A 13,060-nucleotide genomic window follows, 5' to 3' on the forward strand; every position below is an offset into this window, starting at 1 on the left:
CGCGAGACCCCGAACCGCGGAGACCGCCGCACCCTTGCCCGTCAGGACCCCGTCTCGGAGAACCCCCCGATCCAGTCCTGCAACCGCCGCCGCACCCCTCTCCAGCGGGTGTCGTGCCGCTCCGCGCGGTTCAGCGCCCGCCGCCGCGTCCGTGGCCTGCGGCGGTAGAAGCGCCGTGCCCAGGGCGACCCCGGCCGGGCCAGCCGGACCGCGCCGACGAGCGCCAGCACCGGCACCAGCACTCCGATCACCGCGGTCCGCGGCTTGCCCTTGGCCAGCGCGAACAGGGCGAACAGGAAGTTGACGCAGACGTTCACGATCACCGCGCCGCGGTCGTGGCGCTCGGCGGCTGACACCTCGTTCACCCCGAACGGCACAAAGCCGCCCAGCACCAGGCCGACCAGCGCCGCGGTGATGACGACGACCTCGACGCTCTGCCGGCCCTGCTCGGTCCAGTACACGTCGTGCAGATGCAGGATCAGCGCGAACTCGTCGAGCACCAGCCCCGCGCCCACCCCGAACACCACCGCCGCGACGTACTCCCAGAAGCCGGCCTGCGCGCCGGCGATCGCGGCGAAGCCGCCGAGGACGGTGAGCACGACGCCGGGGACGACGTGGTGGATGTGCAGCCCGCCGGGGGCGATATTGCGGAACGGCCCCTTGCCGGCCCTGATGAGCCGGGTGATGGTGCGCGTGATCGCGAACGAGAGGATGAACGAGGCCAGGGCGAGGAGCAGCGGCAGCTTGCCCGGTTCGACGATGTTCCGATACCACCAATACCCCATGGCGTCTCAGGGTGCGCGATAGCCTGCGGCGCGATGGACACCACGCCGGAACAGTCCCCCGCACGCCCGCCCGGGCCCCCGCTGCCCGCGCAGCCCCCGCGTCCCCCGGCGCCCACAGACGACCAACCAGCGCCCCCACCACCCCCGCCGACACCACCCACCCCTCCCACCCCTCCCACCCCGCCGAACCCGCCGGACCCGCCGGACCCCCCACGCGCCTCGTGGGAAGACGGCATCCGCTTCGCCTTCGGCACGCTCACCGCCCTCCCCGTACGTGTGACGCGCTGGGATCGCGAGGCGGCGCGCGCGGGGATGCTGTGCGCCCCGCTGGCCGGGCTCACGGTCGGGCTGTGCGCGGCGTCGTTGGGTGCGGCGCTGCTGCTCCTGGGCGGCGGCGCGCTGTTGGCCGCGGTGGGCACGGTCGCGGTGCCCGCCGTGCTGACCCGCGGGCTGCATCTGGACGGGCTGGCCGACACCGCCGACGGCCTCGGCAGCGGCAAGCCGGCGGAGGACGCGCTGCGCATCATGAAGCGGTCGGACATCGGGCCGTTCGGGGTCGTCACTCTGCTGTTCGCGCTGCTCGCGCAGGTGGCCGCGCTGGCCGAGCTGTACGGGGCCGGCTGGGCGCACGGCGCGGTGGCGGCGGCCGCGGCCGGGATGGCGGCGCGGTGCGCGTTGACGCCGGCGGCGCGCGAAGGGGTGCCCGCGGCGCGGCCGGAGGGGCTGGGCGCGGCGGTCGCGGGGGCGGTTCCGTTCGGGCCCGCGCTGGGCGCGGCGGCGGTGACGGTCGTGGTGTGCGCCGTGGGCGGCGCGTCCTTCGGCGCGTACGGGGCGGTGCACCACGCGCTCGCCGTCCTCGCCGCGCTGGGCGCCGCGGAACTCCTCCTGCGCCACTGCCGCCGTCGCTTCGGCGGCGTCACCGGCGACGTCTTCGGCGCGCTCGCCGAGACGGCGGCCACGGCGGCCCTGATCGCCATGGCCCTGGGCTGACCCGTCGTACGGCTCGGCCCCCACGTCCACGGAGTGGACGCCCCGAATCCCGGCCGGGGGCCACCCCCGAACGGGTGCGCGAGAGGGCGCCCGTGCCCGCCCGTACCCGCGAGCCCGCGCGCCGGTGCCGTCGGTGGAGTTACCCTCGCGATGGCCCGCGACAGCCCGCCGCTCGGGCACCTGGTGACCCGCGCATACGATGCCGATGGGCTCGGCCGGCCCGTCCCCGTCTCAGCGGGACACCCCACGTCGGCCGAGGAACTAATCCGGAAGAGGGACCCCATCACCGTGACTTCTCTGACTCTCAGCACCTCCTCCGCCGCGACGCTGCGCGCGGACGCCGTCGTCGTCGGCGTGGCGAAGGGGGCCAAGGGCCCCGTCGTCGCCCCCGGCGCCGAGGCCGTGGACAAGGCCTTCGGCGGGAAGCTGGCCACCGTCCTGGAGACCCTCGGGGCGACCGGCGCGGACGGCGAGGTGACCAAGCTGCCCTCCGCCACCGGCCTCAAGGCCCCGGTCGTGCTGGCGGTCGGACTCGGCGACGCCCCGGCCAAGGGCGACGGTTACGACGCCGAGGCGCTGCGCCGCGCGGCCGGCGCGGCCGCCCGTGCGCTGTCCGGTTCGAAGAAGGGCGCCTTCGCGCTGCCGGTGGCGGACGCGGGGGACGCCGCCGCGGTCGCCGAGGGCGCGCTGCTCGGCGCGTACTCGTACAAGGCCAACCAGAACAACGGCGACGCCAAGAACGCCAAGAACGGCAACAAGAAGAACGGCGCACCGCTCGCCGAGGTCGCCCTGCTCGGCGCCAAGCCGCGCGACAAGGAGTTCAAGGCGGCGGCCGAGCGCGCCATCGCCCTCGCCGCCGAGGTCAACCGCGCCCGCGACCTCATCAACACCCCCTCGAACCTGCTCAACCCCGCCCTCTTCGCCGCCGCCGTGCTGGAGGCGGCCAAGGAGCACGGTCTCAAGACCGAGGTGCTGGACGAGAAGGCGCTGAAGAAGGGCGGCTACGGCGGCATCATGGGCGTCGGCCAGGGCTCGCAGGCCCCGCCGCGCCTGGTCCGGGTCGCCTACTCGCACCCGAAGGCGGAGAAGACCCTGGCCCTGGTCGGCAAGGGCATCACCTACGACTCGGGCGGCATCTCCCTCAAGCCGGCCGGCCACAACGAGACCATGAAGTGCGACATGAGCGGCGCGGCCGCCGTGTTCGCCACGGTGGTCGCGGCCGCGAAGCTGGGCCTGCGGGTCAATGTGACCGGCTGGCTGGCGCTGGCCGAGAACATGCCGTCGGGCTCGGCCACCCGCCCCGGCGATGTGCTGACGATGTACAGCGGCAAGACCGTCGAGGTGCTGAACACCGACGCCGAGGGCCGGCTGGTGCTGGCCGACGCGCTGACCCGCGCCTGCGAGGAGAAGCCGGACGCGATCGTGGACGTGGCGACGCTCACCGGCGCGATGGTGTTCGCGCTGGGCCACCGCACGTTCGGGATCATGGCGAACGACGAGGCGTTCCGTACCTCCCTGCACGAGATCGCGGGGGAGGTCGGCGAGCAGTCCTGGCCGATGCCGCTCCCCGGCGACCTGCGCAAGAGCATCGACTCCCCGGTGGCCGACCTGGCGAACATGGGTGAGCGGATGGGCGGCGGCCTGGTGGCCGGGATCTTCCTCAAGGAGTTCGTCGAGGACGGCGCGGTCTGGGCCCACCTGGACATCGCGGGTCCGGCCTTCAACGAGTCCGGCCCGTTCGGCTACACCCCCAAGGGCGGCACGGGCTCCGCGGTCCGCACCCTGGTGCGGCTGGCCGAGCGTACGGCGGACGGCGACCTGGGCTGAGCCACCACCGGTGCCGAGACCGGCCGGGTCCATGGCGGGCCCGGCCGCTCCGCGCGGGCGCCGCGGATTTCGCCTTAAACGAAATCCGGCCACCCTACGCGGGTAGTACGCGCGAGTAACCCCTGAACAGGGGTTTGGAGATATGTCACACAGCGGCCCCGCGTCCCGCCTGTCGTCAACAAGTGCGAAGATGTTGTCTCGGCAGGACAGGGCCCCCGACACCAGGGCCGAAAGCAAGATGCGGCCGAACCACAGCCGCCGCCCGGCCACCGACGGCCGGCCCCGGCGCACCATGCATGGAGGACGTGACGTGGCGAACGACGCCAGCACCGTTTTCGACCTAGTGATCCTCGGAGGCGGTAGCGGCGGTTACGCCGCTGCCCTGCGCGCGGCGCAGCTGGGTCTGGACGTCGCCCTGATCGAGAAGGACAAGGTGGGCGGCACCTGCCTGCACCGTGGCTGCATCCCCACCAAGGCCCTGCTGCACGCCGGTGAGATCGCCGACCAGGCCCGCGAGGGCGCCGAGTTCGGCGTGAAGACGACCTTCGAGGGCATCGACATCGAAGGCGTGCACCAGTACAAGGACGGCGTGGTCTCGGGCCTGTACAAGGGCCTCCAGGGCCTGATCGCCTCCCGCAAGGTCACCTATGTGACCGGTGAGGGCCGGCTGTCCTCGCCGACCTCGGTCGATGTCGACGGCCAGCGCTACACCGGCCGCCACATCCTGCTGGCCACGGGCTCCGTGCCGAAGTCCCTGCCGGGCCTGGAGGTGGACGGCGAGCGCGTCATCACCTCCGACCACGCGCTGGTCCTGGACCGGGTGCCGAAGTCCGCGATCGTGCTGGGCGGCGGCGTCATCGGCGTCGAGTTCGCCTCCGCGTGGAAGTCCTTCGGAACCGACGTCACCATCGTCGAGGCGCTTCCCCACCTCGTCCCGGTCGAGGACGAGAACAGCTCCAAGCTGCTGGAGCGCGCCTTCCGCAAGCGCGGCATCAAGTTCTCCCTCGGCGCGCGCTTCTCGGGCGTCGAGCACACCGCCGACGGTGTGAAGGTCTCGCTGGAGAACGGCAAGACCTTCGAGGCGGAGCTGCTGCTCGTCGCCGTCGGCCGCGGCCCGGTCTCGCAGGGCCTGGGCTACGAGGAGGCCGGGGTCGCGATGGACCGCGGCTATGTCCTCGTCGACGAGTACATGCAGACCAACGTTCCCACCATCTCGGCCGTCGGCGACCTGGTGCCCACGCTCCAGCTCGCGCACGTCGGTTTCGCCGAGGGCATCCTGGTGGCCGAGCGGCTGGCCGGTCTGAAGACCGTGCCGATCGACTACGACGGTGTGCCGCGGGTCACCTACTGCCACCCCGAGGTCGCCTCGGTCGGCATCTCCGAGGCCAAGGCCAAGGAGCTGTACGGCGCGGACAAGGTCGTGGCCCTCAAGTACAGCCTCGCGGGCAACGGCAAGAGCAAGATCCTGAAGACCTCGGGCGAGATCAAGCTCGTCCAGGTGCGGGACGGTGCCGTCGTCGGCGTCCACATGGTCGGTGACCGCCTGGGCGAGCAGGTCGGCGAGGCTCAGCTGATCTACAACTGGGAGGCGCTGCCGGCCGAGGTCGCGCAGCTCATCCACGCCCACCCGACTCAGAACGAGGCGCTCGGCGAGGCCCACCTGGCACTGGCCGGGAAGCCGCTGCACGCCCACGACTAGTAGTCCCGAGCGCGAACAATCCGTACAGATCGTTAGGAGCAACCGAAACCATGGCGGTTTCCGTAACCCTGCCGGCGCTCGGCGAGAGCGTGACCGAGGGCACCGTCACCCGATGGCTGAAGGCCGAGGGTGAGCGGGTCGAGGCCGACGAGCCCCTGCTCGAGGTCTCCACCGACAAGGTCGACACCGAGATCCCGGCCCCCGCGGCCGGTGTGCTCACCTCCATCAAGGTGGCCGAGGACGAGACGGTCGAGGTCGGCGCCGAGCTGGCCGTCATCGACGACGGTGGCGCGGCCCCGGCGGCCGCCCCCGCCCCCGCGGCCGAGCCCGCCCCCGTGGCCGAGCCCGCCCCCGTGGCGCAGCCCGAGCCCGCCCCGGCCCCCGTCGCCGAGGCCCCGGCCCCGGCGCCCGCTCCGGCCGCCGCCCCCGCGGGCGCTGCCGAGGGCACCGACGTCGTGCTGCCCGCCCTGGGCGAGTCGGTGACCGAGGGCACGGTCACCCGCTGGCTGAAGGAGGTCGGCGACTCGGTCGAGGCCGATGAGCCGCTGCTCGAGGTCTCCACCGACAAGGTCGACACCGAGATTCCGGCACCGGCCTCGGGCACCCTGCTCGAGATCCTGGTGGCCGAGGACGAGACCGCCGAGGTCGGCGCCAAGCTGGCCGTGATCGGCGTCGCCGGCGCCGCTCCGGCGGCCGCGCCCGCCCCGGCGGCTCCCGCCCCGGCCCCCGCCGCTCCGGCTCCGGCTCCGGCGCCTGCCCCGGCTCCGGTCGCCCCGGCCCCGGCTCCGGTGGCCGCCGCTCCGGCGCCCGCCCCGGCTCCGGTGGCGCCCGCTCCGGTCGCCCCGGCCCCGGTCGCGCCCGCCCCGGTCGCCCCGGCTCCGGTCACCCCGGCTCCGGCTGCCGCCGAGGGCGAGGGCGCGTACGTGACCCCGCTGGTGCGCAAGCTCGCCGCGGAGAACGGCGTGGACCTGGCCACCGTCAAGGGCACCGGCGTCGGCGGCCGCATCCGCAAGCAGGACGTCATCGCCGCCGCGGAGGCCGCCAAGGCCGCCGCCGCCGCGCAGGCCCAGGCCGCCGTCCCGGCCGCGGCGCCGAAGGCCGCCGCCGCGGCCCCGTCGCCGCTGCGTGGCCAGACCGTCAAGATGCCGCGGATGCGCAAGGTCATCGGCGACAACATGATGAAGGCCCTGCACGGCCAGGCGCAGCTGACCAGCGTGGTCGAGGTGGACATCACCAAGCTCATGCGGCTGCGGGGCCAGGCGAAGGAGTCGTTCGCGCAGCGTGAGGGCGTCAAGCTCTCGCCGATGCCGTTCTTCGTCAAGGCCGCCGTCCAGGCGCTGAAGAGCCACCCGGTGATCAACGCCCGGATCAACGAGGACGAGGGCACCATCACCTACTTCGACGTCGAGAACGTCGGTATCGCGGTGGACGCCGAGAAGGGCCTGATGACCCCGGTCATCAAGAACGCGGGTGACCTCAGCCTCGCCGGTATCGCCAAGAAGACGGCGGAGCTGGCGGGCAAGGTGCGGGCCAGCAAGATCTCTCCGGACGAGGTGTCCGGCGCGACCTTCACCATCAGCAACACCGGCTCACGCGGCGCGCTGTTCGACACGATCATCGTGCCGCCGAACCAGGTCGCCATCCTGGGCATCGGCGCGACCGTCCGCCGCCCGGTGGTCATCAACCACCCGGACCTCGGCGAGACGATCGCGGTGCGCGACATGACCTATGTGGCGCTCTCCTACGACCACCGCCTGGTGGACGGCGCCGACGCGGCCCGCTACCTGACCGCGGTCAAGGAGATCCTGGAGGCCGGCGAGTTCGAGGTCGAGCTCGGCCTCTGAGCCCTCGAGCCGGCACCCGCCGGTACGGCTGACAACGGCGCCCCCGCCCGGAGAGATCCGGGCGGGGGCGCCGTCGTCTGCCCGGCCGCCGTATTGTCATGTCAGTACCGTCCGGAGGAGTGTCATGGTCCATCCCGTCGTCCACTCGCTGCGCGAGCAGATCCGCGAGCACATCGTGGAGGGCATCGTCAGCGGGCGCTGGAAGCCGGGCGAGCGGATCGTGGAGCGCCGGATCGCCACCGAACTGGAGGTCAGCCAGACGCCCGTCCGCGAGGCGCTGCGCGAGCTGGAGACCCTGCGGCTGATCGAGTCGGCGCCCAACAAGGGCGTACGCGTCCGCAATCTGACCGCCGCCGACCTGGAGGAGATCTACCCGGTGCGGGCCGGTCTCGAGCAGATCGCCGCGGAGCTCGCCGCGCCCCGGCTGGCCGAGGACACCTCGGCGCTGGAGCCCGAGGTGGCGGCGCTGTACGAGGCGGACCGAAGATCCGACGGGGAGGCCCAGGTGCGGCACACCGTGGCCTTCCACCGCGAGCTGGTGCGGGCCTCGGGCAACAGTGTGCTGCTGCACACCTGGGAATCGCTGGGCATCGAGATCTGGACCACGCTGTCCATCCGCTGGCTCGGCACCCGCCAGGAGTCGTACGCGGAGGAGCACCAGGCCGTCGTGGACGCGTTCCGGCGACGGGACCCGCGGGTGGCGGAGCTGGTCAAGGAACACGTCCTGGGCTGCGCGCCACGCGCCTGACACCCCTCTGGCACTGCACGCCGTGCCTTCTTTCGCGGCACGGAATGCCAATTTCGCCTTTCGGAGAAGTTTTTGGCCTCAAGTACTTTGATCGATCATCGATCAGAATTTACAGTCGAGACATGACCGACCTCGTCAACGGAGGGATGGCCGCAGCCACCCGGAAGCAGCCCATCCAGCAGCCCGTCCCGAAGCAGTCCAGCGAGCTCGACCAGCTCCCGGACCGCGACCCCGAGGAGACCGCCGAGTGGGGCGCGTCCCTGGATGCCGTCACCCGGGCCGCGGGCCCACACCGCGCCTCGTACCTGATGCGCCGCACGCTGGAGCGCGCCGAGACCGCCGGTCTTGGGCTGCCCCCGCTGCTCGAGACGGACTACGTCAACACCATCCCCACCGCCGCGGAGCCTTCCTTCCCGGGCGACGAGGACATGGAGCGGCGGATCACCGCCTGGAACCGGTGGAACGCCGCCGCGATGGTCACCCGCGGCAGCCGTGACGGCCTCGGCGGCCACATCGCCACCTTCGCCTCCGCCGCCTGGCTCTACGAGACTGGCTTCCAGCACTTCTTCCGCGGCAAGGAGACGGACGGCTCCGGCGACCAGCTCTACATCCAGGGCCACGCCTCCCCCGGCATCTACGCCCGTGCCTTCCTCGACGGCCGGCTGACCGAGGCTCACCTGGACAACTTCCGCCGCGAGGCGGGCGGCTCGGGCCTGCCCTCCTACCCGCACCCGCGGCGGCTGCCCTGGCTGTGGGAGTTCCCCACCGTCTCCATGGGCCTCGGCCCGATCTCCGCGATCTACCAGGCGCGCTTCAACCGCTATCTCGCGAACCGCGGCATCAAGGACACCGCCGGCTCCCACGTATGGGCCTTCCTCGGCGACGGCGAGATGGACGAGCCCGAGTCGACCGCGGCGCTCGCCCTGGCCGGCCGCGAGGGTCTGGACAACCTCACCTTCGTCATCAACTGCAACCTCCAGCGGCTCGACGGCCCGGTGCGCGCCAACTTCAAGATCGTGCAGGAGCTGGAGGCGCAGTTCCGCGCCGCCGGCTGGAATGTCGTCAAGGCCCTGTGGGGCTCCGCCTGGGACGAGCTGCTCGCCCTCGACACCTCGGGCGCGCTGCTGCGCCGGCTGCGCGAGGTCCCCGACGCCCAGTTCCAGACGTACGCGACGCGCGACGCCGCGTACATCCGCGACCACTTCTTCGGCGCCGACCCCGAGCTCGCCCGGCTCGGCCAGGGCCTCACCGACACCAAGCTCGCCGAGTGCTTCCACACCTCCCGGGCCGGCCACGAGCCCCGCAAGGTGTACGCGGCGTACCGCGCGGCCATGGAGCACAAGGGCGCCCCGACCGTCGTCCTGGCCCAGACCGTCAAGGGCTACACGCTCGGCCCCGGCTTCGAGTCGCGCAACGCGAACCACCAGATGAAGAAGTTGAGCGGCAAGGAGTTCCGCGCTATGCGCGACCTCCTGGAGCTGCCCATCCCGGACAGCGCGCTGGACGACAAGCTGGTCCCGTACGTCCACCCCGGCGCCGACTCCCCCGAGGTGCGCTACCTCCAGGAGCGCCGCGCCGCCCTCGGCGGCCCCGCCCCGGCCCGCAAGGTCCACCCGGTCGCCCTGCCCGAGCCGTCGGCCAAGCCCTTCGAGACCCTGGCCAAGGGCTCCGGCAGCCAGGAGATCGCCACCACCATGGCGTTCGTCCGCCTGGTCAAGGACCTGATGCGGGACAAGGAGACCGGCCGCCGCTGGGTGCCGATCGTCCCCGACGAGGCGCGCACCTTCGGCATGGAGTCGCTCTTCCCGACCGCCGGGATCTACTCCCCGCTCGGCCAGACCTACGACCCGGTCGACCGCGACCAGCTGCTCTACTACAAGGAAGCGGCCAACGGCCAGATCCTCAACGAGGGCATCACCGAAGCCGGTTCGATGGCCGACTTCACCGCCGCCGCGACATCGTACGCGACGCACGGCGAGCCGATGATCCCCTTCTACATCTTCTACTCGATGTTCGGCTGGCAGCGCACCGCCGACCAGATGTGGGCGCTGGCCGACCAGCTCGGCCGCGGTTTCCTGGTCGGCGCCACGGCGGGCCGCACCACGATGACCGGCGAGGGCCTCCAGCACGCCGACGGCCACTCCCACCTGATCGCCTCCACCAACCCGGCGGCGGTCGCGTACGACCCGGCCTTCGCGTACGAGGTCGGCGCGATCGTGCGGGACGGTCTGCGCAGGATGTTCGGCCCGGACGCCGAGGACGTCTTCTACTACCTGACCGTCTACAACGAGACCAAGGTCCAGCCGCCCATGCCCGCCGGCGAGGGCGTCGAGGAGGGCATCCTCAAGGGCCTCTACCGCTACAAGTCGGCCGAGCTGACGGACGAGGGCGCCCCGCGCATCCAGCTCCTCGCCTCCGGCACCGCCATCCACTGGGCCCTGGAGGCCCAGAAGCTCCTCGCCGACGACTGGGGCGTGGCCGCCGACGTGTGGTCCGCCACCTCCTGGAGCGAGCTGCGCCGCGACGCCCTGTCCTGTGACGCGGCGCAGCTCAACGGTGAAGACCGGGTCCCGTACGTCACCCGTGCCCTGGCAGGCGCACCGGGCCCGGTCCTCGCCGTAAGCGACTGGATGCGCGCCGTCCCCGACCAGATCAGCCAGTGGGTCGAGCAGGACTGGTACTCGCTCGGCACGGACGGCTTCGGCCTCTCCGACACCCGCGAGGCCGCCCGCCGCCACTTCGGGGTGGACGTCCCGGCGATCGTGGTCACCGCCCTGAGCCGGCTCGCCCGCCGCGGCGAGGTCAAGCCCACGGCGGCGAAGGAAGCGGCCGAGCGCTACGGCATCTGACCGCCCCGCGGACTGCGGAAGCCCCGCCCATGCGCCATGCTGGCGTATGAGCGGGGCCGGTCGTTTCACAGGGGCCAGGAGTTCGCGGAATCGTCCAGCCAAGCGTGTGTCTCTTCGGCCGTGACCGTGAGACCGAACCGGGAGTGATCCGGTTCGCCATGGCTGACCCACCAGCGGTAGGCGCTCTCCACCTCACCCCACAATCGGCGCGGGCCGGACTGGTAGACCTTGGCCTCTCTGCGGTCATCACGGAAAACGACGACGGCCCAGGACCTGTCCGAGAGCCCGTAGAACCACACAGCGCGCCGACCATCCCGCTTGCGGTCGGGGTTGTGCGCAACGTCAGGCACACGCAGGCCCAAGGCGAAACCGACCGCGTCGAAACTCCCGGTGCCACAGAACTGCGCCTCAGTGAGCGTCGTGGTGGACGTCTCCGCGGCGTCCAGTGCCCCCGGCGGGACGTACTCGTCGTGCCGGGGCCACACGAACCGTTGAGAGCGCAGACGCATGAACGCCACGGGCCGGGTGAACGGCCCCGACGCGTTCTGTCCGTGCGGGGCGACCACGAGTCGGGCGGTCGCTTCGCCAGGACCGTAGTACGTCCCCCAGGGAACGAGGAGCACCCCGCCTGGTTTGGACTGCTCCACCCACGCGAACGGGATCTTACGTAACCCGCATGTGGCGATGACGCGATCGTACGGAGCGCGTGCGGGGTACCCGAGGAGCCCGTCCCCGTGCACCACCTGCATCGGTAGCCCGAAGCGATCCAAGGACTTCTTGGCATCCGAGGCAACAGCACCGTCCACTTCCACGGTGACGACGTTCTCAGCGCCCAGACGATGCGCCAGCAAGGCCGCGTTCCACCCTGTGCCCGTACCGATCTCCAGCACCCGGTGTCCCGGCTTCACATCCAGGTCGGCCAGCATGGAGAACACCAGGCTCGGCATGGACGACGAGGAGCTGAAGGAATTACCCGGCCCGGGACCCTCGTGCGCGCCGTCGTCCCATTGCGTGACGATGGGGTCGTCGGAGTCGGCGTATTGCTGCCACGCTTTCGGATCCTGCTCTTTGTTGACCGTGGAGTATCGGCCGGTGGCCATGTCATGCGGCCATATCAGGGCAGGCAGGAAGCGGGAGCGTGGCACGGCCTCAAAAGCCGGGACCCACTCGGCCGACATGGCACCCGTGTTGAGGAGGAGGCGGCCCAGCTCCTGACGAGTGGGCCGCCCCGCCTGCTCAGCCGAGCTTGTCACTTCTTGTGCGTCCCATCGCCGGGAGGCGTCGAACCGTCCGGGTGAGGCTCGTCGGTGGGCGTCCACGGCTGTCCGGGGTGCCCGTCGCCTCCGTCGTCGTCCTTTCCGTGCCCGCCGCCTTGTGCGAATAAATCATGACCGATGATTCTCATCGTTCCCGACGGTCTCAATGTTCCAAGAACGAAGCGGAGAGTGCGAGGTATATGCATGTTTGTCTTGATTCCCGGGGCCGGGGGTGCGGCCTGGTACTGGCATCGTGTGGTGCCCGAGTCGCACGCCAGGGGGCACGAGGCGGTCGCTGTTGAACTGCCCGGCGCCGACGAATCCGCAGGGCTGCCCGAGTACACCGACGCGGTGGTCGCTGCGATCGGCGACCATGACGACGTTGTGTTGGTGGCCCAGTCGATGGGCGGCTTCACCGCCCCGATGGTCTGCGCTCGCGTGCAAGTAGATCTGTTGGTGCTGGTCAACGCGATGATCCCGCTGCCGGGCGAGACGCCCGGACAGTGGTGGGACAACACCGGATCGCCGGCGGCCCGCGTCGCAGCAGCCGAAGCAGGCGGGTACAGCCCGGAGTTCGACCTGTCCACCTATTTCCTGCACGACGTGCCGGCCGAGGTCGCCGCCGCCGGCGCGGCGCATGACCGGCCTGAGGCCGACGCCGCGTTCAGCCAGCCTTGCGGCATCGAACGGTGGCCGGATGTGACCACTCGCGTGCTTGCCGCAGCCGAGGACCGGTTCTTCCCCTCGGAGTTCCAGCGCCGAGTGGCCCGCGACCGTCTCGGGATCAACGCCGACGACGTCCCCGGCGGTCACCTGGTCGCGCTGTCGCGCCCGGTCGACCTGGTCGACCGACTGATCGGGTATCTGCGCTGACGAGCGGCGGGCCGGACGCTGACGCCTGCCCTCGCCGCTGCCCTGGCTCGCGCCTTCGGCGTGACCATGGACGAGGTACTTGGCCGTGTCCCTGTCACTCAGGAGGATCAAGCGCGTCTCTCCTCTCTCAGGGCCGCCATCAGGGACTACGACCTGCCGGACAGACGGCCTGTCGAGGAGCCGCGCATG

General features: G+C 71.7%; 9 protein-coding genes. 7 read left to right on the forward strand and 2 right to left on the reverse strand.

The window, feature by feature from the left end:
• Nucleotides 1-41 precede the first annotated feature (41 nt).
• Nucleotides 42-785 (reverse strand): hypothetical protein, encoded by a 744-nt coding sequence (locus tag ACZ4WQ_RS02130; protein ID WP_311724651.1) that lies wholly within the window; start codon nucleotides 783-785, stop codon nucleotides 42-44.
• A 33-nt stretch (nucleotides 786-818) separates the two neighbouring features.
• Between ACZ4WQ_RS02130 and ACZ4WQ_RS02135 the strand changes: the two genes are divergently transcribed.
• The 6 genes from ACZ4WQ_RS02135 to aceE all read left to right on the forward strand — a co-directional run bounded on the left by ACZ4WQ_RS02135 (nucleotide 819) and on the right by aceE (nucleotide 10,742).
• Complete coding sequence (locus ACZ4WQ_RS02135; protein ID WP_398370068.1) at nucleotides 819-1,775, forward strand: adenosylcobinamide-GDP ribazoletransferase; 957 nt, start codon at nucleotides 819-821, stop codon at nucleotides 1,773-1,775.
• A 288-nt stretch (nucleotides 1,776-2,063) separates the two neighbouring features.
• Nucleotides 2,064-3,602: a leucyl aminopeptidase gene (locus ACZ4WQ_RS02140; protein ID WP_311729980.1), complete on the forward strand. Its 1,539-nt coding sequence runs from the start codon at nucleotides 2,064-2,066 to the stop codon at nucleotides 3,600-3,602.
• Nucleotides 3,603-3,912: 310 nt separating this feature from the next.
• Nucleotides 3,913-5,301 carry a dihydrolipoyl dehydrogenase gene (gene lpdA / locus ACZ4WQ_RS02145; protein WP_311729981.1) on the forward strand — a complete coding sequence of 463 codons (1,389 nt, stop codon included), beginning with the start codon at nucleotides 3,913-3,915 and terminating at the stop codon, nucleotides 5,299-5,301.
• Nucleotides 5,302-5,351: 50 nt separating this feature from the next.
• Entirely contained in the window at nucleotides 5,352-7,145 is a 1,794-nt protein-coding gene (gene sucB / locus ACZ4WQ_RS02150; protein WP_398370065.1) for a 2-oxoglutarate dehydrogenase, E2 component, dihydrolipoamide succinyltransferase, read from the forward strand.
• A 124-nt stretch (nucleotides 7,146-7,269) separates the two neighbouring features.
• Nucleotides 7,270-7,893 carry a GntR family transcriptional regulator gene (locus ACZ4WQ_RS02155; RefSeq protein ID WP_089506224.1) on the forward strand — a complete coding sequence of 208 codons (624 nt, stop codon included), beginning with the start codon at nucleotides 7,270-7,272 and terminating at the stop codon, nucleotides 7,891-7,893.
• A gap of 173 nt (nucleotides 7,894-8,066) precedes the next feature.
• Nucleotides 8,067-10,742 (forward strand): pyruvate dehydrogenase (acetyl-transferring), homodimeric type, encoded by a 2,676-nt coding sequence (gene aceE / locus ACZ4WQ_RS02160; RefSeq protein WP_394816879.1) that lies wholly within the window; start codon nucleotides 8,067-8,069, stop codon nucleotides 10,740-10,742.
• 65 nt (nucleotides 10,743-10,807) lie between these two features.
• On the opposite strand, the gene ACZ4WQ_RS02165 is transcribed toward aceE, so the two are convergent.
• Nucleotides 10,808-11,995 carry a methyltransferase domain-containing protein gene (locus ACZ4WQ_RS02165; protein ID WP_398370063.1) on the reverse strand — a complete coding sequence of 396 codons (1,188 nt, stop codon included), beginning with the start codon at nucleotides 11,993-11,995 and terminating at the stop codon, nucleotides 10,808-10,810.
• A gap of 207 nt (nucleotides 11,996-12,202) precedes the next feature.
• Here ACZ4WQ_RS02165 and ACZ4WQ_RS02170 point away from each other — a divergent pair, with 207 nt between their 5' ends.
• A complete protein-coding gene (locus ACZ4WQ_RS02170; protein WP_468022092.1) occupies nucleotides 12,203-12,871 on the forward strand; it encodes an alpha/beta fold hydrolase in 669 nt (222 codons plus the stop codon).
• Nucleotides 12,872-13,060 lie beyond the last annotated feature (189 nt).

The organism is Streptomyces sp. NPDC028305 (assembly GCF_055569495.1).

Excerpts from the sequence above, each read along its gene's own strand:
- ACZ4WQ_RS02130 (WP_311724651.1), bottom strand. The coding sequence starts at position 785 with ATGGGGTATTGGTGGTATCGGAACATCGTCGAACCGGGCAAGCTGCCG.
- ACZ4WQ_RS02135 (WP_398370068.1), top strand. The coding sequence starts at position 819 with ATGGACACCACGCCGGAACAGTCCCCCGCACGCCCGCCCGGGCCCCCG.
- sucB (WP_398370065.1), top strand. The coding sequence starts at position 5,352 with ATGGCGGTTTCCGTAACCCTGCCGGCGCTCGGCGAGAGCGTGACCGAG.
- ACZ4WQ_RS02155 (WP_089506224.1), top strand. The coding sequence starts at position 7,270 with ATGGTCCATCCCGTCGTCCACTCGCTGCGCGAGCAGATCCGCGAGCAC.
- ACZ4WQ_RS02170 (WP_468022092.1), top strand. The coding sequence starts at position 12,203 with ATGTTTGTCTTGATTCCCGGGGCCGGGGGTGCGGCCTGGTACTGGCAT.